This window comes from Pseudomonas sp. MWU13-2862 (genome assembly GCF_023242495.1).
Lineage (GTDB): Bacteria > Pseudomonadota > Gammaproteobacteria > Pseudomonadales > Pseudomonadaceae > Aquipseudomonas > Aquipseudomonas gingeri_D.
Map to the genome: position 1 here is coordinate 214,826 of NZ_JALMEZ010000013.1, position 22,866 is coordinate 237,691.

The following is a 22,866-nucleotide window of genomic DNA, read 5'->3' on the forward strand; positions in this document are numbered from 1 at the left end:
GGGCAGAGTTCCTCAGACCAGGCCGAGAACCTTGAACACGAAGGCGTATTCGAGGGCTACGTCACGTAATCCCTGGTAACGACCGCTCATGCCACCATGGCCAGCGTCCAGTTCGGTCTTGAGCAAGAGTAGATGCTCGTCGGTTTTCGTGGCGCGCAGTTTCGCCACCCACTTGGCCGCTTCCCAGTATTGCACGCGACTGTCGTTGTAGCCGGCGATCACCAGGGCGGCCGGGTAGGCCTGGGCGCGGACGTTTTCATACGGTGCGTAGGCCTTGATCCGCGCGTACACCTCGGGCTCCTCGGGGTTGCCCCACTCGTCATATTCGGTGACGGTCAGTGGCAGGTCCGGGTCGAGCATGGTGTTCAGCACATCGACGAACGGCACTTCGGCGATGGCGGCCTGGAACAGCTCCGGGCGCTGGTTGAGCACGGCACCGATCAACAGGCCGCCGGCACTGCCGCCGCTGATGGCCAGTTGTTTCGAGGTGGTCAGGCCTTCGGCGATCAGGTGCTCGGCGCAGGCGATAAAGTCGTCGAAAGTGTTCTGTTTGTGCGCCTGCTTGCCGGCGCGGTACCAGGCTTCGCCCAGTTCGCCGCCGCCGCGCACATGGGCGATGGCGAAGGCCATGCCGCGCTCCAGCAGGCTCAGGCGGGCGTGGGAAAACCACGGATCGAGGCTTTCGCCGTAGGCGCCGTAGCCGTAGAGATAGAGCGGGGTGGCCTGGCCTTGCAGTTCGCGCTTGACCACCAGGCTGATGGGCACCTGGGTGCCGTCCGCGGCCGTGGCCCAGAGGCGTTGGCTGACGTAGGCATCGGGGTCGAAATCGCCCAGCACCGGGGTCTGCTTGAGGACGCTCTGTTCGCCGCTGGCCAGGGTCAGTTGGCGGATCTGGGCCGGCCGATTGAGGGCCTCGTAACGCAGGCGGATGGTCTGGCTGGTGAATTCCAGGCTGTCCTGTACGTAGAGGCTGTAGGCGGCATCCGGCAGTTGCACGCGATAGCTCGGCAGGCCCTGTGGGCGCACCTCGATGATCGGCAAGCCACCTTCACGCAGGCTCAGGCACAGGGCCGAGGCGTTCAGGGTCAGGCCTTCGAGCATCACCTGGTCGTCGTGGGGCACCAGTAATTGCCAGTCGTCGCGGCCCGGCACACCGTGGTCCGGGGCATGAAACAGGGCGAAGTTGATGCCGTCCTGGTTGCTGCGGATAAACCAGCTCCACTGTTCCTGGTGCTGGCCGTGGTCGACGAAGTATTCGTGGCCTTCGACCCGTGGCGCCAGGCAGGTAAAGGCCTGGGTCGGGGTATCGGCGTCCAGGGCCCAGGCTTCGCTGGTGGTCTTGCTGTTGAGCAGCACTACCAGTTGGCGTTCGGAACTGCTGCGGTAGCAGTGCAGGAAGAAGCGCCCGTCGGCTTCGTGCAGGACTTCCTCGGCCGTGCTGTCGCCGAGGCGGTGGCGGTACAGCTTGTGGGGCCGATGGGTGTCGTCCAGTTCGGCAAAAAACAGCGTCTGGCTGTCGTTGGCCCAAGTCATGCTGCCATCGCAGTCCTCGAACGGCAGTTCGCTGACCGCGCCGCTGTCGAGCTCCTTGACGTACAGGCGATAGACTTCTTCGCCGCTGGTGTCGAGGCTGTAGGCCAGGCGTTGGTGATCCGGGCTGACGCTGAAGGCACCGAGGGAGAAGAAGCCGCCCTTGGCCAGTACGTTGGGGTCGAGCAGCAGGGTTTCGGCGCTTTCATCCACCGTCAGGCTGTCATCGGCCGGACGCGGGCAGCGGTAATGCCGCGGGTATTCGTCGCCGGCGGTGGTGCGGGTGTAGTACAGGAACGGTCCCCAGGGCGAGGGCAGGGACAGGTCGGTTTCGAGAATCCGCGCCTTGATCTCCTCGAACAGGCTTTCGCGCAGTTTGCCTTGATCGGCCAGTTGCGCTTCCTGGTAGCTGTTTTCGGCCTTGAGGTAGTCGAGCACGGCATCGCTGTCGCGTTCCTGCAACCAGGCGTAAGGGTCCGCGCCCGCGTCGCGGCGGGCAATCGGGGCGCTGTTGACGTTGCTATCGAAGGACATGGGCAACTCTCTGTTGGCTGATCGCTGACGGCGGGGCAGCCGGACCGGCGAAAAGCCGTTATCATAAGCGTCTACTTGCCAGCCTTGCCATGGACACCATGACCGAGAACGACTATTTGATCGCCTGGGGCTGCTACGCCTTCGCCGCCTTGGGCTGCTTGTTGGTGTGGTTTCGCCTGACCCGCTGGATCTGGCGCTGGCTGCGCGAGCCGCTGCGCGTGGTGATGGCGGTGCTGCTGTTCAGTCCGACCATTATCGACCCGGTGAAGGAAAAGTTCGCCCCGGCGGTGGCCATTACAGCCCTGGACCTGATGTTCAAGGTCGGCAACAACGCCTGGCGCGCGGTTTCCGATCTGTTCATGTACCTGATGATCGCCGTGGGCGTCTATCTGCTCTTCGCGCTGATCCGCTGGCCCATCGAGCGCTCCATCAAGGCCCGTCGTCCGCAGCCCGTTGCGGCTGGCACTGTCCCGACGACCGAGCCCGAGGAAGACGATCAACCGTTCACCGCGGCCGAGCGCAACGAGCGTTTTGGCCGTCAGCCGCCGACCGGTGGCAATGGTCGCCCGCGGGTCGAACCGCGTCTGTAAGCGCGTCACTGCATTGAAGCGAGAGTCCGAGCATGTGTGAATTGTTGGGCATGAGCGCCAATGTACCGACCGATATCGTTTTCAGCTTTACCGGCCTGATGCAGCGTGGGGGGCGTACCGGCCCCCATCGTGACGGCTGGGGCATCGCCTTCTACGAAGGCCGTGGCTTGCGGCTGTTCCAGGACCCGGCGGCGAGCTGCGAGTCCGAGGTCGCGAACCTGGTGCAGCGTTACCCGATCAAGAGCGAAGTGGTGATCGGGCATATCCGCCAGGCCAATGTCGGCAAGGTCTGCCTGTCCAATACCCATCCCTTTGTCCGTGAACTGTGGGGCCGCAACTGGTGTTTCGCCCATAATGGCCAGTTGGCGGACTTCCAGCCGCCGACCAGCTTTTATCGTCCGGTAGGCGATACCGACAGCGAAGCGGCCTTCTGCGACCTGCTCAACCGCGTGCGCCAGGCCTTTCCGGAGCCGGTGGACATCGAAGTACTGCTGCCGTCCCTGGTCCAGGCTTGTGCCGAATATCGCGCTAAGGGCGTGTTCAACTGCCTGCTCAGCGACGGTGACTGGCTGTTCTGCTATTGCTCGACCAAGTTGGCGCAAATCACCCGGCGCGCGCCGTTCGGGCCGGCACGGTTGAAGGATGTCGATGTGATCGTCGACTTCCAGGCCGAAACCACGCCCAATGACGTGGTGACGGTGATCGCCACCGAACCTTTGACCGAAAACGAAACCTGGACCCGCTACGAACCGGGCCAATGGAGTCTGTGGCGACGCGGTGAATGCGTCAGCCAGGGCCAAACCGAATAAGGAAGTCCGTTATGTGGTTGAGTTACCTGCGGCTGATTCTGTTTACCCTGGGGCTGTTGATCGGTGTCCAGGTACCGGGTTTTATCAATGACTACGCCAAGCGGGTCGAAGCACACCTGATTGAAGCGCAGACCAACCTCCAGGGTTTCCAGAAGACCGCCGAGCAGTTCTTCAACGGTGATCTGCAGGCCCTGGTGGCGCATTATCGTGCCAGTGACGATCCGGTGTTCCGCAGCGATGCCGACAGCCTCGGCAACTTGCTCACTCGTCAGCGCCTGCTGGACGACCAGTTCCAGGCGATGCAGGGGCCCTGGTACAAACGCGCGTTGCAGGTGGCGTATGCGGCCGATCCGGATATCCGCCAGGAAACCTTGCAGGGCTACACCTACCAGGTCCTGCTGTCGCCCGAGGCGATCGGCTGGGCGATGGGTGCGGCGCTGTTGTTCTCGTTCGTGATCGAAGGCTTCTTCCGCCTGGTGGATTGGGTGGTGCTGGGCGGCAAGCGCCAGCGTGAACGCCTGGCGCGGCGCGAACGAGGTTATTGACCGGGGAGGGCGGGCTTGCTCAGGACCACATACTGCTCGCCCATCTTGTCCGCATAGCTGTGCAAGACCTCCTGGCACAGCGCGACAATCTCCTCCACCAACTCCACGCCGACCCGCCAGGACACCACCACTTCCAGGTTCGGCGGGCGGACGTCCAAGGCCAGCAAGGTCAACTCGCCGCGCATCAGCTCTTCGCGCACCAGCACCGACGGCAGGGCGCCGATACCGAAACCATCACGCAATAGCCGGGTAATCGCCGACACCGAGTTGACGCAGTTCAGCCGCGGCGTCGGCACGCCATGGACCTGCATCAGGCCGAGGATTTCCTGATGCGGCCGCGAGTTTTTCGAGAAGGTCACGATGCGCTCCCGGGCGATCTCGGCCAGGCTTGCGTATTCGCGGTTATAGATCGAGTTGCTGGCCACCACCCAGCCCATCGGGTGGCTGATCAGCTTCAGGCTGCGAATCGATTCCTGGCGCAACAGGTCGGTTTGCAGCACCAGGTCGAGAAAGCCTTTTTGCAGCTGATCGCAGAGGTTCAGCGCGGTATCGGCCACCAGCTCGATTTCCACCAGTGGAAAACGATCCGACATCTGCGCCACCAACGGGCTGAGCCAGGTATGGATGACCGTGTCCATCACCCCGATGCGCAGGCGCCCGACCTTGGTCGAACTGATCTCGATGGCATGCTTGAGGGCCTGCATGGTGTCCATCATCTGCTCGGCATAGTCGAGCACCTTGAGCCCTTCGGGAGTCAGGCTGACGCCGCGTGAATCGCGCAGGAACAGCTTCACCCCGAGCTCACCTTCGAGCACCGCGATACGGCTGGAAATGGACGCCTGGGTGGTGAAGAGCTTGTCCGCCGTCAGGCGAAAGCTCTTCAGTCGTGCTACCCAGACGAAGGTCTCGAGAAATTTGAGGTTCATGCAATCAACTTTTTCTTATGCCAGGGCAGGACTTTAATTAGTTGGACGCAGAGGGCACGGCCAACGAAAAATGACCTTCGACCGGTCAAGCACGATAAGCCTATGCCCCGCTGGTCGCCAGAACAATACCAATAAGTTTTATGCGGAGAACTTCCCCCCATGACTACGCCAGGCTCGCTGGATGTCACCCAAGCCGAGGGCCCACCCGGTCCTTTCACCTGGTATCGCAACCTCGATCAGCAGGAGCGTCGTACGTTCTGGAGTTGCAAGATCGGTTACGGCCTGGATGGCATGGACACCCAGATGCTCAGTTTCGTCATCCCGACGCTGATCGCCCTCTGGGGCCTCACCACCGGCCAGGCCGGGCTGATTTCCACCAGTACCCTGATTGCCTCGGCCCTTGGTGGCTGGATCGCCGGGATTCTCTCCGACCGCATCGGCCGGGTACGCACCCTGCAACTGACGGTGCTCTGGTTCGCCGTGTTCACCTTTCTCTGCGGCTTTGCCCAGAACTACCACCAGTTGCTGGTGGCCCGGACCTTGATGGGCTTCGGTTTCGGCGGGGAATGGACCGCCGGTGCGGTGCTGATGGGCGAGGTGATCCGCGCCAAGGATCGCGGCAAGGCGGTCGGCATGGTGCAATCGGGCTGGGCCCTGGGCTGGGGTTTGACCGCGATCCTCTATGCATTGTTGTTTTCCCTGCTGCCGCCCGAGGACGCCTGGCGTGCCCTGTTCGTATTGGGCATCGTGCCGGCGATCTTTGTGATTTTCGTTCGGCGCCTGGTCAAGGACCCGGAGGTCTATCGCCAGGCCAAGAACCAGGAAGCCCCGAGCAACCCGACGCACTTCTACGAGATCTTTGCCCCGGGCATGCTCAGTACGACCCTGCGGGCTTCCCTGTTGACCACCGGCGCGCTGGGTGGTTATTACGCCATCACTGCTTGGTTGCCGACCTATCTGAAGACCGAGCGCGGCCTGAGCGTACTCGGCACGGGCGGTTACCTGGCCATGGTGATCGCCGGTTCCTACATCGGTTATGTGATCAGCGCGTACCTGACCGATCTGCTGGGGCGCAAGAAGAACTTCATCCTGTTCGCCGTCGGCTCCTTCATTATCGTGCTGTTGTACACCCAGCTGCAGGTCAGCAACGAAGTCATGCTCTGGCTGGGCTTGCCCCTGGGCTTTTTCGCCTCGGGGATTTTCAGCGGCATGGGCGCGTTTCTCACCGAACTCTTCCCTACGCGGATTCGCGGTTCGGGCCAAGGTTTTTGCTACAACATCGGGCGGGCATTGGCGGCGTTTTTTCCGCTGCTGATCGGCCTGCTCAGCCAGAAAGTGTCCTTGAGCCTGGGGATCGGCGCTTTTGCCGCCGTGTCCTACGGCGTGGTAATTCTCGCGGCCCTGAGCCTGCCGGAAACCCGTGGCAAGGAACTCGAAGCGCAGTAATCTGTGGGTATTTGCGAAAAGTCCCACATTAAGAAAAGTTAAAAGCCCACAGGAGCAACCACCGTGAGCCGCTTGTTATTAAATTGCGATATCGGCGAAAGCTATGGCAACTGGACCATGGGTCTGGATGCGCAGGTCATGCCGTTTATCGATTGCGCCAATGTGGCCTGCGGTTATCACGCGGGCGATCCGAGCATCATGCGCAAGACGGTGACGCTGGCCCTGGCCAACGATGTGCGTATCGGGGCCCACCCGGCCTATCCCGATCTGGTGGGGTTCGGCCGCCGCTCCATGGCCTGTACGCCCCAGGAAATCCAGGATCTGCTGCATTACCAGATCGGCGCGCTGGACGGTATCTGCCGGGCGCAGGGCGCCCGGGTCAGTTACGTCAAGCCCCACGGCGCGATGTACAACGACATGATGGCCAATCCCGAGCAACTGCGGGCGGTGATCCAGGCGATTGCCGCCTACGGCGGGGACCTGCCGTTGATGCTGCTGGCGATGCGCGACAACAGCGCGGCCCAGGCCCTGGGCGATGAATACGGTGTCGAGCTGTGGTTCGAGGCTTTTGCCGACCGTGCCTACGACAGCGCCGGGCGCCTGGTTTCACGGCAGTTGCCCGGTGCCGTGCATCACGAGCCTGAACGGATCGTCGAGCAGGCTCTGACCATTGCCCGTGGTGACAACCTTATCGCCAGCGATGGCAGTGCGCTGCGCCTGCAGGCCAATACCCTGTGCGTGCACGGCGACAACGCCAGTTCGGTGGCTGCGGTGCAGCGTATCCGCGAGGCCCTGGATCGGCAGCCTGCCGTATGAAGCCACGGATCGAAGTGGTCGGGATCGACTGTCTGATGGTGCGGCTGTTCGAGGTGATCGCCGAGGAAAACATGCCGTGGATGCTTGCCGCCGGTGAGCATTTGCGGGCTGGATTTGCCGGGCACCTGATCGACCTGGTGCCGTCCTATACCACCTTGATGGTGCATTACGACCTGCTGGCGTTGAGCCCGTCCCAGGCCCGGGAACTGATTGCCGAGGCCTTGACCGACCTGACCCCGAACACCGGGGCTGGTGGTCAATGCCATGTGTTGCCGGTGTGGTACGACCCGAGTGTCGGTCCGGAGCTGGGCTTGTTGGCCGAACGTAGCGGCTGGTCGGTCAGCGAGGTGATTCGCCGTCACAGCGAGCGTGAGTATCAGGTGTTCGCCTTGGGTTTTGCCCCGGGGTTCGCCTTTATGGGATTGGTCGACGAACGACTGGCCGCGCCGCGTATCAGCACGCCGCGCAAGCGGGTGGCGGCGGGGAGCGTGGGCATTGCCGAACGCCAGACCGCGGCTTATCCGGTGGTTTCCCCGGGGGGCTGGAACCTGATCGGGCGTACCCCGAGCAAGCTGTTCGACCGTGAACGTGACGGTTACAGCCTGATGCAGCCGGGCGATACGGTGCGTTTTGCCGCGATCGATCACGCTGAATTCATTACGTTGGGCGGCGATGACACGCCGCTGGAGGGCTTGGCATGAGCCATCTGTCGATCGAGGCGAGTACGCCTCTGTGCCTGTTGCAGGATGCGGGGCGGTTTGGCGTGCGTCATCTGGGCGTGACCCAGGGCGGTGCGCTGGATTGGGTCTCGATGTTCTGGGCCAACCATCTGCTGGGCAATGCGCCGGACGCCGCGGTGGTGGAAGTGACCTTGGGCGGGCTGACGCTGGTGGCTGAGGAGGATTGCTGCCTGGCCCTGGCCGGTGCCGATCTCGGCGCGCGGGTGGATGGTCAGGCGTTGGCACCCTGGTGCAGTTTTGTCTTGAGGAAAGGCCAGCGTCTGCAATTGACGCAGCCGTTGTCGGGGGCGCGGGCGTATCTGGCGGCGCCGGGTGGTTTTATCGCGCCGCAGGTCCTTGGCAGTGCCGCTTGTGTGGTTCGTGAGGAACTCGGTGGGCTGGATGGTATGGGGCGGCCCTTGGCCAAGGGCGGGCGTTTGGAGTATCGCGGGGAGGCGTCGACGCCGAGAGGATTGTCAGGGGCGCAGGTGCCGGATTTCAGCTCCAGCGCGCCGTTGCAGGTGGTGCTCGGCGCGCAGATCGGTGAGTTCAGCGGACAAAGTCTGTTCGATGCATTCAACAGTGTCTGGACCCTGGACAGTCGCGCCGATCGCATGGGGATTCGGCTGTTGGGGCCGGAGTTGAAGTATCAGGGCGAGCCGATGATTTCCGAGGGCATTCCCCTGGGAGCGATCCAGGTGCCGCCGGATGGGCAGCCGATCGTATTGCTCAACGACCGGCAGACCATTGGCGGTTATCCACGTTTGGGGGCGTTGACGCCATTGTCGCTGGCGCGATTGGCGCAATGTCTGCCAGGGACCCAGATCAGGCTGGCGCCGGTGGTGCAGGAGACGGCGCATCGGCAGCAGGTCGAATTCATGCGCCGGTTCGCCTGACACCGCCCCCCTGTAGGAGCGAGCTTGCTCGCGATGGTAGCCCAGGCACCGTGGGGGATCAGGTGCCCCGCGTCATCGTTAACGACCATCGCGAGCAAGCTCGCTCCTACAGGGATCGTGCGTCGGACCGGTCGATGCGGTTCTACTTGGACAGAAACCGCATTCCTTCCTCCAACCCGCGCAAGGTCAGCGGATACATCTGGTCCTCCACCAGATCCCGAACGATCCCGGTCGACGCGGTGTAATTCCAGGTGTCCTTCGGATACGGGTTGATCCAGACCAGTTTCTTGTACTTGGCCATGAAGCGTTGCATCCACACATAACCGGCTTCTTCGTTCCAGTGCTCGACGCTGCCACCGGCCTGGGTGATTTCATAGGGGGCCATGGCCGCATCGCCGACGAAAATCACTTTGTAGTCGGCCCCGTACTTGTGCAGCAGGTCCTGGGTCGACGTGCTTTCCGAACCCCGCCGCAGGTTGTTCTTCCACACTGACTCATAGATGAAGTTGTGGAAGTAGAAGTACTCCAGGTGCTTGAACTCGGTCTTGCAGGCCGAGAACAACTCCTCGCAGATCTTCACATGGGCGTCCATCGAGCCGCCGATATCGAACAACAGCAGCAACTTGATGGTGTTGCGTCGCTCCGGGCGCATCTGGATATTCAGCAATCCGGCATCGCGAGCGGTGTGGTCGATGGTGCCATCGATATCCAGTTCTTCCGCCGCGCCCTGGCGCGCGAACTTGCGCAGGCGACGCAAGGCGATCTTGATATTGCGCGTGCCCAGTTCGACCTGGTCGTCGAGGTTCTTGTACTCGCGCTGGTCCCAGACCTTGACCGCCTTGCCCTGGCGCTGGCCGGCGTCGCCGACGCGAATGCCTTCGGGGTTGAAACCGCCCGAGCCGAACGGGCTGGTACCGCCGGTGCCGATCCATTTGTTGCCGCCGGCGTGGCGTTCCTTCTGTTCTTCCAGGCGCTTCTTGAATTCCTCGATCAGCTTGTCCAGGCCGCCGAGGGACTGGATCTGCGCGCGTTCCTCGGCGCTCAGCGAGCGTTCGAATTCCTTGCGCAACCATTCTTCGGGAATCAAGGCCTGAAGGTGATCGTCGAGTTTTTCCAGGCCATTGAAGTAGGCGCCGAAAGCCCGGTCGAATTTGTCGAAATGCCGCTCGTCCTTCACCAGGATCGCCCGGGCGAGGTAGTAGAACTCGTCCATGTCGGCGAAGGTCACGCGCTGTTTCAGTGCGTTGATCAGATCGAGCAGTTCGCGCACCGACACCGGAACCTTGGCGGCGCGCATTTCATTGAACAGGTTGAGCAGCATGGCAATCGCCCCCGCTTTTGTTGAAAAAAGCGAACTCAGCGGCTGCCGCGACGGCTCATGAACGCCAGGCGTTCAAGCAGTTGCACGTCCTGTTCGTTCTTCACCAGGGCACCGGCCAGGGGCGGAATGGCCTTGGTCGGATCACGCTCGCGCAGCACCGCTTCGCCGATATTGTCTGCCATCAGCAGTTTCAGCCAGTCCACCAGTTCCGAGGTCGAGGGCTTTTTCTTCAGGCCCGGGACCTTGCGCACGTCGAAGAACACGTCGAGGGCTTCGCTGACCAGGTCCTTCTTGATGTTCGGATAATGCACGTCGACGATCTTCTGCAGGGTGACGCGGTCCGGGAAGGCGATGTAGTGGAAGAAGCAGCGGCGCAGGAAGGCGTCCGGCAACTCTTTCTCGTTGTTGGAGGTGATGATGATGATCGGGCGTTTTTTCGCCTTGATGGTTTCATCGATCTCGTAGACGTAGAACTCCATCTTGTCGAGTTCTTGCAGCAGGTCGTTGGGGAACTCGATGTCGGCCTTGTCGATTTCGTCGATCAGCAGGATCACCCGCTCTTCGGATTCGAAGGCTTCCCACAGCTTGCCCTTTTTCAGGTAATTGCGAACGTCGTGGACCTTTTCGTTGCCCAGCTGCGAGTCGCGCAGGCGGCTGACCGCGTCGTACTCGTAGAGACCCTGGTGCGCCTTGGTGGTGGACTTGATGTGCCAGGTGATCAGCTTGGCGCCAAAGGATTCGGCCAGTTGCTCGGCCAGCATGGTCTTGCCGGTGCCGGGTTCGCCCTTGACCAGCAGCGGACGCTCCAGGGTGATGGCGGCATTCACGGCCAGCTTCAGGTCATCGGTGGCAACGTAGGCCTGGGTGCCTTCGAACTTCATCTGCAATTCCTCGGACGATAACGCCGGCCGGTTTGGGGCGGGCGGAAAAAAATCATCCCTGACTATAACGCGGCGCCCGGTCGAGTGTGAACGCAGACGGCTTATTCAGTCTCTGAATGGGGCGTCAGATCCTGACCCGGTCAGGGCTTCTGGCCAGTCGTCGGCTGCGGTTGTTCGTAACGAGCATTGAAGGCCTGGATAAATCCGTTGTGCAAGATCTGCAAAAAGGCCTGGAACGCGCTGATATCCTGCTGGTGAACGCTGCCACTGAGTTCCACGCGGGTGGCGAACTGGTTTTTCTGCTGGTTCTTCAACAGGGTTTCGCCGGTACCGACGAGAGCCTCCCACACCGAGCGCAAGATGCTCTTGTCCGGGTTCTCGACGTCCTGTTGCCAGTTGAATACCTCGACATCATGCAGCAATGGCTTGATATAGCCGGTGAGCTGGCCTTTATGGGCCTGGGCCTCGATCACCAGGTCGCCGCTGCCGGCGTTGAAATCGAATTTGCCGTAGGCCGAAGCGAAGTCGTTGACGCGCCGCAATTCAATGCCGGTGGCCCGCAGGCGGAATTCGAAATCCTCGAAATTGCTCAGCGGATCGAAGGTGGCGTTGGTTTCCAGGGGTGCTTGCCCGAGCAACAAGGCCTTGCCCTCGAAACGGGCGTCGCGGTGGTCCTTGAGGTCGACGACGTTGGTCAGGTTGTAGAGGTTGGCATTGACCTGGGTGGCCTGCAGGTTGACCACCGGTTTGGAATTGAAGTTACGGAAGGTGATATGCCCGTCAGTGATGCGCACCTCATTGAGGGTGATGGGCAGCAGTTTGCCCAACTGAGCCCGCCAGTCGGTGCCTTGACCGGTCTGGGATGCCTGTTTGTTGTTGGCGCCGCCGTCGACGAAGTTCAGTTCCGGTTTGACGAACAGCACCTGTGCCACCACCGCATGGTTTTCCCACAGGGATTTCCAGCTCACCGACAGGTCGATCAACGGCGCCTTGACGAACGGCACGGGCACCTTGCCGGTGACCTTGACGATCTCCAGGCCGTTGATCTTGTAGGCGCCGCGCCACAGGGCCAGGTCGACATCCGTCACCTGGCCGCGGTAATCGCCCATATCGGCGAGTTTTTCATTCAAATAGTGACGCACCAGGGAAGGCAGGGCCAGGTCCAGGACCACCAGCAGCAGGGCCAGGCTCGCCAGTCCCCACAATGGCCAGCTGTAACGACGTTTCATGGTGGTGTCCCGAAGGTTGTCTATAGGCGATGGACCCCCGGCAACGCTATACGTTCGCCATGACTGGACGCCCGCCAGCTCGGGGCATACCCTTGAAAGCCAACTCACCGTTGCCCAAAGGACCCCGTCATGAGCCGTATTTTCGCCGACAACGCCCATTCCATCGGTAATACGCCCCTGGTTCAGATCAACCGTATCGCGCCTCGGGGTGTGACGATCCTGGCCAAGATCGAAGGGCGTAACCCAGGCTATTCGGTGAAATGCCGGATCGGCGCCAATATGATCTGGGACGCGGAAAGCAGCGGAAAATTGAAGCCGGGCATGACCATTGTCGAACCGACTTCCGGCAATACCGGCATCGGCCTGGCGTTCGTCGCCGCCGCCCGGGGCTACAAGCTGCTGCTGACCATGCCGTCCTCCATGAGCCTGGAGCGGCGCAAGGTGCTCAAGGCGCTGGGCGCCGAGCTGGTGTTGACCGAGCCGGCCAAGGGCATGAAAGGCGCGATCGAAAAGGCCACGGAGATTGTTGCCAGCAATCCGGCCCTGTACTTCATGCCGGCGCAGTTCGACAACCCGGCCAACCCGGCCATTCATGAAAAGACCACCGGCCCGGAAATCTGGAACGATACCGACGGCGCGGTGGATGTGCTGGTGGCCGGTGTCGGCACCGGCGGGACCATTACCGGGGTTTCCCGTTATATCAAGCTGACCAAACACAAGCCGATCCTCTCGGTGGCGGTGGAGCCGGCCACCTCGCCAGTGATCAGCCAGACCCTGGCCGGGGCCGAGGTCAAGCCCAGCCCGCACAAGATCCAGGGCATCGGCGCCGGTTTCGTGCCGAAAAACCTCGATCTGGCGATGGTCGACCGGGTGGAGCTGGTCACCGATGAGGAGTCCAAGGCCATGGCCCTGCGGCTGATGCGGGAAGAGGGGATTCTGTGCGGGATTTCCTGCGGCGCGGCCATGGCCGTTGCCGTGCGGCTGGCGCAGACGCCGGAAATGCAGGGCAAGACCATCGTGGTGGTGTTGCCGGACTCCGGTGAACGTTACCTGTCGAGCATGCTGTTCAGCGATCTGTTCAGCGAGCAGGAAATTCAGCAGTAAGCCGGGTAGCGGCGCTTCAGGCTTGGAGGACAGGGCAGAATCCGCTGATCTGGATCAGCTACCGTTCAGCGGTTTCCTGTTAAACAGATGCTTTATTGCCGGATCGGCAACGTTGAATCTGTGAAGGCATGGGTTTTTCCCGGCGCCGGTAATGTTTATCATGGCCGGCTGCCACGTCGGGTGAGTCAAGTTGTACAGGCCACGCGTGCGTTGCCCATTTTCGAGGAGTGTTGAATGACCTTTTCCTTTGCCGCCAAGGCCGCAGTCCTGCTGCTGTTCCTGGGCAGTACGCTTTACGTGCATCTGCGCGGCAAGGCGCGGTTGCCCCTGTTGCGCCAATTCGTCAACCATTCCGCCGCGTTCGCGCCGTACAACGCCTTGATGTACCTGTTTTCCAGCGTACCCTCCAAGCCTTACCTGGACCGCAGCAAGTTTCCCGAGCTGGATGTGCTCAAGGACAACTGGGAAGTGATCCGCGAAGAGGCCATGCATCTGTTTGATGAGGGCTATATCCGCGCCGCCGAGAAGAACAACGACGCCGGTTTCGGCTCGTTCTTCAAGAAGGGCTGGAAGCGTTTCTATCTCAAGTGGTACGACAAGGCCCTGCCGTCGGCCGAACTGCTCTGCCCGAAAACCGTGGCACTGGTGAACTCGATCCCCAACGTCAAGGGCGCGATGTTCGCCCTGTTGCCGGGTGGCAGTCACCTCAACCCGCACCGTGACCCCTTTGCCGGTTCCCTGCGTTATCACCTGGGGTTGTCCACGCCGAACTCCGACGATTGCCGGATTTTCGTCGATGGTCAGGTCTACGCCTGGCGCGACGGTGAAGACGTGATGTTCGACGAGACCTACGTGCACTGGGTCAAGAATGAAACCGAGCAGACCCGGGTTATTCTGTTCTGCGATATCGAGCGTCCGCTGAGCAGCCGCTTCATGACTGCGGTCAACCGCCGGGTCAGCGCCTTCCTCGGCCGCGCCACCGCGCCGCAGAACCTCGATGATGAGCGGGTCGGCGGGATCAACCAGGCTTATGCCTGGAGCAAGCGCTTCAGCGACAGCATCAGCGGTGTGGTCAAGCGTTTCAAGCGTGCCAATCCGAAGGCTTATCGCGCCATGCGCCCAGTGCTGGCGGTAGTGGTGTTCGCCGCCCTCGGCTATTGGCTGTTCGGCTGACCTGTTGCAATTGCGACCGGGCGCTGGTTATAGTCGGCGCTCGGTGTTTCAACCGATTCACCTCCCTCAGCAAAAGATCAGCCCATGCCGGTTTCCTTTCTCAATGCGGTAGTCGATTCAGCGCTCAACGCTGTGGTCGTGCCGTGCGGGAACCAACAGCCTGCGCAGATCAGTCATTACCCCCCACCTGTCAGTAGCACGCCGGTGTACGCAGTCGTATCACCGCCGGATGTTGGCGTTTCGGGCTGATCAGCAGCGTTTGCTGTTCCCCTGTGCCCGCCTGAAAAAAACTACTGAATGTTCAGCCTTGGGCTGAATCGGCTTTTGCCTGAATCACGGGTGGTATCCATGTTGGCTTTTTCCAAACAATCCGCAACCGCGGCGGCCTCGACGACTCTGTTTGTCCTGCTCTGGAGTAGTGGGGCGATTTTCTCCAAGTGGGGCTTGGCGCATGCTTCGCCGTTCGCTTTTCTGTTGATCCGTTTTTCCATCGCCCTGTTGGGGTTGGTGGTGTTGGTGCCATTGCTCAAGTTCAAGCTGCCGCGGATGGGCAAGCCGTTGTTCTACGCGGCGGCGACCGGGCTGGTGCTGCTGGGGGCCTATCAGATTTTCTATCTGCTGGCCCTGGACCTGAAGGTCACGCCCGGGGTCATGGCGACGATCATGGGGGTACAGCCGATCCTGACCGCGGTGCTGATGGAGCGGCAGCGTTCCTGGAGCCGGATGTTCGGCTTGGGGCTGGGGTTGGCGGGGCTGATCCTGGTGGTTTACCAGGGGATCGGTTTGGCCGGGATGTCCCTGGCCGGGATGCTGTTCGGATTGTTGGCCCTGGCCAGCATGACCTTGGGCTCGATCATGCAGAAACGTATCACCGATAACCCTCTGGGCACGCTGCCGGTGCAGTATCTGGCCGGGTTACTGCTGTGCGGGGCTTTCGTACCGTTCCAGCCGTTCCACTTTGAAACCGGCAGCGGTTTTATCCTGCCGGTGCTGTGGATGGGGCTGGTGGTCTCGGTGCTGGCGACCTTGTTGCTGTATCGGCTGATTGCCCGAGGGAATCTGGTCAATGTCACCAGTCTGTTCTACCTGGTGCCGGCGGTGACGGCGGTGATGGATTACCTGATCTTCGGTAATCGGCTGGCGGTGCTGAGTATGCTGGGGATGGGGCTGATTATCGTCGGGTTGGTGTTTGTGTTTCGCAAGGCTGGCTAAACGCTGAGAGTCGGTGCAGTAGCCGAGTGCTGCTGCGCCGGTTATGGCCCCTTCGCGGGCAAGCCCTGCTCCTACAGTTTGGTGTCGAACACACATTTCGCATACGGCATAAACCTGTAGGAGCAGGGCTTGCCCGCGAAGCTTTTGGCGGTCTTGAGGGCCCCCTCGCGAGCACGTTCTGCTCCTGCAGCAATGACGTCAGTCGGCATACCGCAACATTTAGCGGTCAGCCACACTGACCGCCTTCAACACCGCCCCTGGCTTCAACACCAGCCAAAGGGCCAGCGCAATCAACACCCCGCCATACACATGGGCCATCGACAGTGGCTCGTCGAGAAACAGCGCCCCCCATAACACCCCGAACGCCGGGATCATGAAGGTCACGGTCATCGATTTGACCGGGCCGATATCGCTGATCAGTTTGAAATACATGATGTAGGCAAACGCCGTACACACCAGGCCCAACCCCAGCAGCGACAGCCAGACACTTATCCCGCCCCAGTTGGCCGGCGGATGGGTGATGGCGCTGTAGCCGAAGAACGGCAGGATCACCAGGGTCGCGCCGAACATGCTGCCCATGGCCGAAAGCCGTGGATCGAGGCCGCCTTGATGGTCGAGCCAGCGACGGGTCAGGAAACCGGCGAAGCCGTAACTGGTGGTGGCCAACAGGCACGCCGCAGCCCCCATCAGCAATTCCAGGTTAAAGGTCACCGGCCCCGCACGGGTCAGTACCGCCACCCCGAACAACCCGAGGAAGATCCCCACCAGCTTGTTCAGGCTCAGTTTTTCATGGAAGAACAAGCCGCCAATCAGCACGCCCATCAGCGGGGTGGTGGCGTTGAAAATCGACGAATAGCCGGCCGGCAGCACTTGCGCCGCCACCGAATACAGTGTCGCCGGCAACCCGGAGTTGATCACACCGAGCATCAGGCAGACCTTGAACTTGCCTTTGAAGTCCCAGTTGACGCGCATCAGCGTGAGGATCACCAGCAAGCCGACAGCGGCAATCGAAACACGGAAAAAGGCGGTGGGAAAAGCTCCGAGCACCGGGGCAATGATCCGCATGAACAGGAAACTGGCGCCCCAGACGGCGGCCAGCATGAACATGCGCAGAATATCGACGGGTCTCACGGTGGCTTCCTTGGCAGGGTAGGGCGGGCAAGTGTCACCGCATGTAACTGGCAAGGCAATGGTTGCGTTGCCCGAGGGTTGGCCTCTAAGCTCAAGCGAGTCGCGAACAGAACAACTTCGAACAAACAGCGCAGGGGTTCCACTATGCCGCAGCCATGGCCGGCCGCTGATATCGCCCGCATGATCCTCGATGGCTTCGATGATTACCGCGAGCACTTTCGCCAGATCACCGATGGTGCCCGCAGCCGTTTCGAAGGCGCGCGCTGGCAGGAAGCGCAGGTGGCTTCGGCGGCGCGGATCAATTTGTATGAAGAAAAGGTCGGCGAGGTCAACGCCCGGCTGCGCGCCGGTTTCGATGAAAGTACCTTGCTCGATGTCACGCTCTGGCCCCTGGTGAAAAGCGCCTATATCAGCCTGATCGACCTGCGTTTCGACGATGAGCTGGCGGAGACCTGGTACAACTCGACCTTTTGCGGCCTGTTCAGCCACGACCTGATCAGCGACGGCTGCATGTTTATCCACACCACCCGGCCCTCCCTACGCCGGGCGCGGGCGGCGCAGACCCGGATCTATCGGCCCCAGGGCGATTTGTCCGGTATGCTCGAACAGATCTTCGCCGACTACAGCTTCAGCGAGGCCTACGCCGATTTGCCGGGAGACCTGCGGCGCCTGGAAGCCCGGTTGCGGGAGAACCTGCCGGACTGGGTGTGCAAGGACCCGGAGTTGAGCGTCGAACTGTTCTCCTCGGTGCTCTACCGCAACAAGGGCGCCTACCTGGTGGGGCGCATCTACACCCATGATGAACAATGGCCGTTGGTGATTCCGTTATTGCACCGCGAAGGACATGGCATCCAGATCGACGCGTTGATCACCGACGAAGCCGAGGTGTCGATCATCTTTTCCTTCACCCGCTCCTATTTCATGGTGGATGTGCCGGTGCCGGCGGAGTTCGTCGGCTTTCTCAAGCGCATTCTGCCGGGCAAGCATATTGCCGAGCTGTACACCTCCATCGGTTTCTACAAGCACGGCAAGTCCGAGTTCTACCGGGCACTGATCAATCACCTGGCCAACACCGACGACCGTTTCATCATGGCCCCGGGCGTGCGCGGCATGGTCATGAGCGTGTTTACCCTGCCGGGCTTCAACACCGTGTTCAAGATCATCAAGGACCGCTTTTCACCGTCGAAGAACGTCGACCGCGCCACAGTGATCGAAAAGTACCGTCTGGTGAAAAGCGTCGACCGGGTCGGGCGCATGGCCGACACCCAGGAGTTCGCCGACTTCCGCTTTCCCTTGAGCAAGTTCGAGCCGGCGTGCCTGGAAGAGTTGCTGGAGGTGGCCGCGTCCACGGTGCAGGTCGAAGGAGACACGGTGCTGATCCGCCACTGCTGGACCGAGCGGCGCATGACCCCGCTGAACCTGTACCTGGAAAACGCCAATGACGCCCAGGTTCGCGAGGCGCTGGAGGATTATGGCCAGGCGATCAAGCAACTGGCCGCGGCGAATATCTTCCCCGGCGACATGCTGCTGAAGAACTTCGGTGTCACCCGCCATGGTCGTGTGGTGTTCTACGACTACGACGAAATCTGCTTCCTCACCGAGGCCAACTTCCGGCACATTCCCGCGCCGCGCACGCCCGAGGATGAAATGGCCTCGGAGCCCTGGTATTCCATCGGGCCACTGGACGTGTTCCCCGAGGAGTTCCCTCCCTTCCTGTTTGCCGACATGGCGCAGCGCCGACTGTTCGACCAGTTGCATGGCGAGTTGTACAACGCCGACTACTGGAAAGGCCTGCAAGAGGCGATCCGGGCGGGCAAGGTGATCGACGTGTTTCCCTATCGTCGCAAGGATTGGAGCAACGAATAACCCGTTGGGGTGGTTCGGCAACGCAGTTGGCATCATTTTTCGGCGCAAATCTGCGACAATCCGCGCCTGCCTAAAATAGACGACCTTTGCGTACCTGATGACTGACGAATCGCCCGCTATCGACCAACTGCTGAAAAACCTCGACCAGGCCATGATTGCCGACCGCCACCGGTTGCGGCGGCAGTTGCTCGAGTTGCGCAAAAAGCCCGACGAAAGCAAGTTGGCCCAGTGGGTCGAGCGGATGCAGGCGTCCTGTGCCCAGGTCACGGCCCGGGCCAAGAGCGTGCCGTTGATTCGTTATGACGACAGCCTGCCCATCGCCGCCAAGCGTGACGAGATCAAGGAAGCGTTGCTCAAGCACCAGGTGCTGATCATCGCCGGCGAAACCGGCTCGGGTAAAACCACCCAGTTGCCGAAGATCTGCCTGGAAATCGGCCGTGGCCAGCATGGTCTGATCGGCCACACCCAGCCACGGCGGATCGCCGCGCGCAGTGTCGCGAGCCGGGTCGCCGACGAGTTGGCCACGCCCCTGGGCGCACTGGTCGGTTATCAGGTGCGCTTCGAGGACCAGAGCGAGGCCAATACCCTGGTCAAGCTGATGACCGACGGTATCCTCCTGGCGGAAACCCAGAACGACCGCTACCTGGAACGCTACGACACGATCATCGTCGACGAGGCCCACGAGCGCAGCCTGAATATCGATTTCCTGCTGGGCTACCTGAAAACCCTGCTGCCCCGGCGCCCGGACCTGAAGGTCATCATCACCTCGGCGACCATCGACCTGGAGCGATTTTCCAAACACTTCAACGATGCACCCATTGTCGAAGTGTCCGGACGGACTTTCCCGGTGGACACATGGTATCGCCCGTTGACCTCGCAACAGGATGAAGAGGGCAACAGCGTCGAGGAAGACTTGAGCGTCGACCAGGCGATTATCGCCACCCTCGACGAGATCGCCGCCTTCGAGCGCAGCGAGCGCAAGAGCCCGGGCGATGTGCTGGTGTTCCTGCCCGGCGAGCGGGAGATTCGCGACGCCGCGGACATGTTGCGCAAGGCCCAGCTCAAGCACACCGAAATCCTTCCTTTATATGCGCGCCTGTCGCCGGCCGAGCAGCAACGGATTTTCCAGTCCCATCCGGGGCGCAGGGTCGTGCTGGCGACCAACGTCGCGGAAACCTCGCTGACCGTGCCGGGTATCCGCTATGTGATCGACAGCGGTACGGCACGCATCAGCCGCTACAGCTACCGCGCCAAGGTCCAGCGCCTGCCGATCGAAGCGGTGTCCCAGGCCAGCGCCAACCAGCGCAAGGGCCGTTGCGGCCGGGTCGAGCCGGGTATCTGCATTCGCCTGTACAGCGAGGACGACTTCAACGGCCGTCCGGAATTTACCGACCCGGAGATCCTGCGCACCAACCTGGCGGCGGTGATCCTGCAGATGCTGCACCTGCGGCTCGGCGAGATCACGGCGTTTCCGTTTATCGAACCGCCGGACGGCAAGGCCATCAGCGACGGTTTCAACCTGCTGCAGGAGCTCTCGGCGGTCACCCGCGAGAACCAGCTGACCCCGTTGGGCCGTCAACTGGCGCGCCTGCCGGTGGACCCGCGCATGGGCCGCATGTTGCTGGAGGCGGCCACCCTCGGCAGTCTGCAGGAAGTGTTGATCGTCGCCAGCGCCATGTCGGTGCAGGACCCGCGTGAGCGTCCGCCCGAGCGCCAGCAGGCCGCCGACCAGGCCCACGCGCAGTGGAAGGACGTGGATTCGGATTTCGCCGGGTTGATCAATGTCTGGCGCGGTTTCGAGGAACAGCGCCAGGCCCTGGGCGCCAGTGCGCTGCGCAACTGGTGCAGGAAGAATTTCCTCAATTACCTGCGGATGCGCGAATGGCGTGATTCCCATCGGCAATTGGGCCTGATCTGCCGCGACCTGCAGTTGAGCGTCAACAAGGAGCCGGCGGACTATCCCAAGCTGCACAAGGCGGTGTTGTCCGGGTTGCTCAGCCAGATCGGCCAGAAGACCGAAGACGGCGACTACCTGGGCGCCCGCCAGCGGCGTTTCTGGGTCCACCCGTCCTCGGGCCTGGGCCGCAAGCGTCCGCAATGGCTGATGGCCGCCGAACTGGTGGAAACCACCAAGCTCTATGCGCGGATGGTCGCCAAGATCGAGCCGGACTGGATCGAGCCCCTGGCCGGGCACCTGATCAAGAAGAACCACTTCGAGCCCCATTGGGAGAAGAAGCGCGGCCAGGTCGTGGCTTTCGAGCAGATCACCCTGTTCGGCCTGATCGTGGTCGGCCGCCGTCCGGTGCACTTCGGTCCCATCGAGCCGGTCGCTTCCCGCGAGCTGTTTATCCGCGAAGGCTTGGTGCGCGGCGAGATTCAATCGAAAGCCCGGTGCCTGAGCGCCAACCAGCAATTGCTCGAACAACTCGACGAGCTGGAGGCCAAGGCCCGCCGTCGCGATATCCTGGCCGATGAAGAAACCCTGTTCGCCTTCTACGACGCGCGGCTGCCGGCGGAGATTCACCAGACCGCGACCTTCGACAGCTGGTACCGGGTCCACAGCCAGAAAGACCCGCAACTGTTGATCATGCGCGAAGAGGATGTGCTCGCCCGCGAAGCCAGTGAAGTCACCGCCTCGCACTATCCGGATACCCTGCACCTGGGCGACCTGGCCCTGGCCTTGAGTTATCACTTCGAGCCCAACCATCCGCGTGATGGCGTCACCCTGCGGGTGCCGGCGCCGCTGCTGCCAGCCTTGCCCGGCGAGCGTCTGGAGTGGCTGGTGCCGGGGGTGATCGAAGCCAAGTGCATCGCCCTGGTGCGCAACCTGCCCAAGGCCTTGCGCAAGAACTTCGTGCCGGTGCCGGATTTCGTCAAGGCGGCATTGCAACGGATCGAGTTTGCCGAGGGTTCCTTGCCCCAGGCCCTGGGCCGCGAGCTGCTGCGCATGACCGGCGCGCGGGTCAGCGATGAAGCCTGGGCCGAAGCGGCGCAGCAGGTGGAAAGCCACCTGCGGATGAACCTGGAAATCGTCGACGCCCAGGGCAAGTTCCTCGGCGAAGGTCGTGATCTGGCCGAGCTGACGGCGCGCTTTGCCGAAGCCAGCCAGGCGGCCCTGGCCGTGCCGCAGACGGCGAAAAGCCAGCAGCCGGTGCAGGCGAAGGAATTCGCCGCGGTGGCCCAGAGCACCCAGCAGAAGATCGCCGGGCTGTCGATGACGGTATACCCGGCGCTGGTTGAAGAGGGCGGTACGGTCAAGGAAGGGCGTTTCTCCACCCCGGCCGAAGCCGAGTTCCAGCATCGCCGGGCCTTGCAGCGCCTGCTGCTGCAGCAGTTGGCCGAGCCGGCGAAATTTCTTCGTGGCAAGCTGCCGGGCCTGACCGAACTGGGTTTGCTCTATCGCGAACTGGGTCGGGTCGAGGCGCTGGTCGAAGATATCCTGCTGGCGAGCCTCGACAGCTGCGTGCTGGAAGGTGAGGACAACCTGCCGCGCGATGGCGTCGGGCTGGCGTCCCTGGCCGAACGCAAGCGCGGTGCCTGGACCGAGCATGCCGAACGCCTGGCGCGCCTGACGTTGGAGACCCTCAAGCTCTGGCACGGTCTGCAAAAACGCTTCAAGGGCAAGATCGACCTGGCCCAGGCAGTGGCACTCAATGACATCAAGCAGCAACTCAGCCAGCTGGTTTATCCCGGTTTCGTCCGGCAGACGCCGGGTGTCTGGCTCAAGGAGTTGCCGCGCTACCTCAAGGCCATTGAGCTGCGCCTGGAAAAATTGCCGTCCCAGGTGCAGAAGGACCGGGTCTGGAGCACTGAGCTGGCTGGACTTTGGGCCCAATACCAGGCGCGCGCGGCCAAGCATGCCCAGGAAGGCAAGCGCGATCCGCAACTGGAGCTGTATCGCTGGTGGCTGGAAGAGTATCGGGTGTCGCTGTTTGCCCAGCAGTTGGGGACCAAGGCACCGATTTCGGACAAGCGCCTGAGCAAGCAATGGAGCCAGGTGGAAGCCTGATGCAGGTTTTTATGGCCGGGCTCCCAGGGGCCCGGTTGTGCTCCTTTGATCTCGGCCCTAGGGCCAAATCCCAATGTTTATGGCACACTTGGCGGCTATAAATGCCGATTCCATGGTTTGAGCGCTGCT

At 61.9% G+C, this 22,866-nt stretch carries 18 protein-coding genes and 1 pseudogene; 12 read left to right on the forward strand and 7 right to left on the reverse strand.

The annotated features are described in order from the left end of the window. Positions 1–12: 12 nt before the first annotated feature. The gene (locus M5C56_RS23300) at positions 13–2,064 is read right to left on the reverse strand and encodes a S9 family peptidase (protein ID WP_103498686.1); all 2,052 of its coding nucleotides are present in this window, start codon (positions 2,062–2,064) and stop codon (positions 13–15) included. An 89-nt stretch (positions 2,065–2,153) separates the two neighbouring features. Here M5C56_RS23300 and M5C56_RS23305 point away from each other — a divergent pair, with 89 nt between their 5' ends. Genes M5C56_RS23305 through M5C56_RS23315 form a run of 3 tightly spaced genes read left to right on the forward strand, consistent with a single transcriptional unit; the run spans position 2,154 to position 4,008 of the window. Beyond that, positions 2,154–2,654 carry an MFS transporter gene (locus tag M5C56_RS23305; protein ID WP_103498687.1) on the forward strand — a complete coding sequence of 167 codons (501 nt, stop codon included), beginning with the start codon at positions 2,154–2,156 and terminating at the stop codon, positions 2,652–2,654. Positions 2,655–2,686: 32 nt separating this feature from the next. Further along, on the forward strand, positions 2,687–3,463 hold the full coding sequence (locus M5C56_RS23310) for a class II glutamine amidotransferase (protein WP_103498688.1): 777 nt from the start codon (positions 2,687–2,689) through the stop codon (positions 3,461–3,463). An 11-nt stretch (positions 3,464–3,474) separates the two neighbouring features. After that, on the forward strand, positions 3,475–4,008 hold the full coding sequence (locus M5C56_RS23315) for a DUF2937 family protein (RefSeq protein ID WP_103498689.1): 534 nt from the start codon (positions 3,475–3,477) through the stop codon (positions 4,006–4,008). On the opposite strand, the gene M5C56_RS23320 is transcribed toward M5C56_RS23315, so the two are convergent. After that, a complete protein-coding gene (locus M5C56_RS23320) occupies positions 4,002–4,934 on the reverse strand; it encodes a LysR family transcriptional regulator (protein ID WP_103498690.1) in 933 nt (310 codons plus the stop codon). The two genes, M5C56_RS23315 and M5C56_RS23320, sit on opposite strands and share 7 nt — an antisense overlap. Before the next feature lie 159 nt (positions 4,935–5,093). Between M5C56_RS23320 and M5C56_RS23325 the strand changes: the two genes are divergently transcribed. From M5C56_RS23325 to M5C56_RS23340, 4 genes are all read left to right on the forward strand, one after another. Then, positions 5,094–6,380, forward strand: coding sequence for an MFS transporter (locus M5C56_RS23325; protein WP_103498691.1), 1,287 nt, complete (start codon positions 5,094–5,096; stop codon positions 6,378–6,380). A 63-nt stretch (positions 6,381–6,443) separates the two neighbouring features. Then, the gene (locus M5C56_RS23330) at positions 6,444–7,196 is read left to right on the forward strand and encodes a 5-oxoprolinase subunit PxpA (RefSeq protein ID WP_103498692.1); all 753 of its coding nucleotides are present in this window, start codon (positions 6,444–6,446) and stop codon (positions 7,194–7,196) included. Beyond that, positions 7,193–7,897: an allophanate hydrolase subunit 1 gene (locus M5C56_RS23335; protein WP_103498693.1), complete on the forward strand. Its 705-nt coding sequence runs from the start codon at positions 7,193–7,195 to the stop codon at positions 7,895–7,897. The genes M5C56_RS23330 and M5C56_RS23335 overlap by 4 nt, the downstream gene beginning before the upstream one ends. Continuing rightward, positions 7,894–8,811 (forward strand): biotin-dependent carboxyltransferase family protein, encoded by a 918-nt coding sequence (locus M5C56_RS23340; protein WP_103498694.1) that lies wholly within the window; start codon positions 7,894–7,896, stop codon positions 8,809–8,811. Before M5C56_RS23335 ends, M5C56_RS23340 begins: the two co-directional genes overlap by 4 nt. A gap of 11 nt (positions 8,812–8,822) precedes the next feature. Here the strand turns inward: M5C56_RS23340 and M5C56_RS32495 are convergent. The 4 genes and pseudogenes from M5C56_RS32495 to M5C56_RS23355 form a co-directional block, all read right to left on the reverse strand. Continuing rightward, positions 8,823–8,900, reverse strand: a pseudogene (locus M5C56_RS32495) (outer membrane lipoprotein carrier protein LolA); the annotation flags it as partial. Positions 8,901–8,953: 53 nt separating this feature from the next. Beyond that, positions 8,954–10,132 carry a VWA domain-containing protein gene (locus M5C56_RS23345; RefSeq protein WP_103498695.1) on the reverse strand — a complete coding sequence of 393 codons (1,179 nt, stop codon included), beginning with the start codon at positions 10,130–10,132 and terminating at the stop codon, positions 8,954–8,956. A 35-nt stretch (positions 10,133–10,167) separates the two neighbouring features. Further along, the gene (locus tag M5C56_RS23350; protein ID WP_100938900.1) at positions 10,168–11,013 is read right to left on the reverse strand and encodes a MoxR family ATPase; all 846 of its coding nucleotides are present in this window, start codon (positions 11,011–11,013) and stop codon (positions 10,168–10,170) included. A gap of 140 nt (positions 11,014–11,153) precedes the next feature. Next, positions 11,154–12,242 carry a DUF748 domain-containing protein gene (locus M5C56_RS23355; RefSeq protein ID WP_103498696.1) on the reverse strand — a complete coding sequence of 363 codons (1,089 nt, stop codon included), beginning with the start codon at positions 12,240–12,242 and terminating at the stop codon, positions 11,154–11,156. A gap of 129 nt (positions 12,243–12,371) precedes the next feature. Between M5C56_RS23355 and cysK the strand changes: the two genes are divergently transcribed. The 3 genes from cysK (at position 12,372) to M5C56_RS23370 (ending at position 15,731) form a co-directional block, all read left to right on the forward strand. Continuing rightward, positions 12,372–13,346 carry a cysteine synthase A gene (gene cysK / locus M5C56_RS23360; RefSeq protein ID WP_103498697.1) on the forward strand — a complete coding sequence of 325 codons (975 nt, stop codon included), beginning with the start codon at positions 12,372–12,374 and terminating at the stop codon, positions 13,344–13,346. A 234-nt stretch (positions 13,347–13,580) separates the two neighbouring features. Continuing rightward, positions 13,581–14,519 (forward strand): aspartyl/asparaginyl beta-hydroxylase domain-containing protein, encoded by a 939-nt coding sequence (locus M5C56_RS23365; RefSeq protein WP_103498698.1) that lies wholly within the window; start codon positions 13,581–13,583, stop codon positions 14,517–14,519. A gap of 348 nt (positions 14,520–14,867) precedes the next feature. After that, positions 14,868–15,731 (forward strand): DMT family transporter, encoded by an 864-nt coding sequence (locus M5C56_RS23370; protein ID WP_103498699.1) that lies wholly within the window; start codon positions 14,868–14,870, stop codon positions 15,729–15,731. A gap of 219 nt (positions 15,732–15,950) precedes the next feature. Here M5C56_RS23370 and M5C56_RS23375 read toward each other — a convergent pair whose 3' ends face one another. Beyond that, positions 15,951–16,862: a DMT family transporter gene (locus M5C56_RS23375; RefSeq protein WP_103498700.1), complete on the reverse strand. Its 912-nt coding sequence runs from the start codon at positions 16,860–16,862 to the stop codon at positions 15,951–15,953. Positions 16,863–17,006: 144 nt separating this feature from the next. Between M5C56_RS23375 and aceK the strand changes: the two genes are divergently transcribed. Next, positions 17,007–18,728, forward strand: a complete 1,722-nt coding sequence (gene aceK / locus M5C56_RS23380) for a bifunctional isocitrate dehydrogenase kinase/phosphatase (RefSeq protein ID WP_103498701.1) — start codon at positions 17,007–17,009, stop codon at positions 18,726–18,728. A gap of 97 nt (positions 18,729–18,825) precedes the next feature. Then, positions 18,826–22,737: an ATP-dependent RNA helicase HrpA gene (gene hrpA / locus M5C56_RS23385; RefSeq protein ID WP_103498702.1), complete on the forward strand. Its 3,912-nt coding sequence runs from the start codon at positions 18,826–18,828 to the stop codon at positions 22,735–22,737. The last annotated feature ends 129 nt before the right edge of the window (positions 22,738–22,866 follow it).

What these genes read in the sequence shown, in the direction of transcription:
- M5C56_RS23305 (WP_103498687.1), top strand. Translation starts at nt 2,154, where the DNA reads ATGGACACCATGACCGAGAACGACTATTTGATCGCCTGGGGCTGCTAC.
- M5C56_RS23355 (WP_103498696.1), bottom strand. Translation starts at nt 12,242, where the DNA reads ATGAAACGTCGTTACAGCTGGCCATTGTGGGGACTGGCGAGCCTGGCC.
- M5C56_RS23325 (WP_103498691.1), top strand. Translation starts at nt 5,094, where the DNA reads ATGACTACGCCAGGCTCGCTGGATGTCACCCAAGCCGAGGGCCCACCC.
- M5C56_RS23350 (WP_100938900.1), bottom strand. Translation starts at nt 11,013, where the DNA reads ATGAAGTTCGAAGGCACCCAGGCCTACGTTGCCACCGATGACCTGAAG.
- hrpA (WP_103498702.1), top strand. Translation starts at nt 18,826, where the DNA reads ATGACTGACGAATCGCCCGCTATCGACCAACTGCTGAAAAACCTCGAC.
- M5C56_RS23345 (WP_103498695.1), bottom strand. Translation starts at nt 10,132, where the DNA reads ATGCTGCTCAACCTGTTCAATGAAATGCGCGCCGCCAAGGTTCCGGTG.
- M5C56_RS23300 (WP_103498686.1), bottom strand. Translation starts at nt 2,064, where the DNA reads ATGTCCTTCGATAGCAACGTCAACAGCGCCCCGATTGCCCGCCGCGAC.
- aceK (WP_103498701.1), top strand. Translation starts at nt 17,007, where the DNA reads ATGCCGCAGCCATGGCCGGCCGCTGATATCGCCCGCATGATCCTCGAT.
- M5C56_RS23310 (WP_103498688.1), top strand. Translation starts at nt 2,687, where the DNA reads ATGTGTGAATTGTTGGGCATGAGCGCCAATGTACCGACCGATATCGTT.
- M5C56_RS23320 (WP_103498690.1), bottom strand. Translation starts at nt 4,934, where the DNA reads ATGAACCTCAAATTTCTCGAGACCTTCGTCTGGGTAGCACGACTGAAG.
- M5C56_RS23335 (WP_103498693.1), top strand. Translation starts at nt 7,193, where the DNA reads ATGAAGCCACGGATCGAAGTGGTCGGGATCGACTGTCTGATGGTGCGG.
- M5C56_RS23315 (WP_103498689.1), top strand. Translation starts at nt 3,475, where the DNA reads ATGTGGTTGAGTTACCTGCGGCTGATTCTGTTTACCCTGGGGCTGTTG.
- M5C56_RS23370 (WP_103498699.1), top strand. Translation starts at nt 14,868, where the DNA reads ATGTTGGCTTTTTCCAAACAATCCGCAACCGCGGCGGCCTCGACGACT.
- M5C56_RS23365 (WP_103498698.1), top strand. Translation starts at nt 13,581, where the DNA reads ATGACCTTTTCCTTTGCCGCCAAGGCCGCAGTCCTGCTGCTGTTCCTG.
- cysK (WP_103498697.1), top strand. Translation starts at nt 12,372, where the DNA reads ATGAGCCGTATTTTCGCCGACAACGCCCATTCCATCGGTAATACGCCC.
- M5C56_RS23340 (WP_103498694.1), top strand. Translation starts at nt 7,894, where the DNA reads ATGAGCCATCTGTCGATCGAGGCGAGTACGCCTCTGTGCCTGTTGCAG.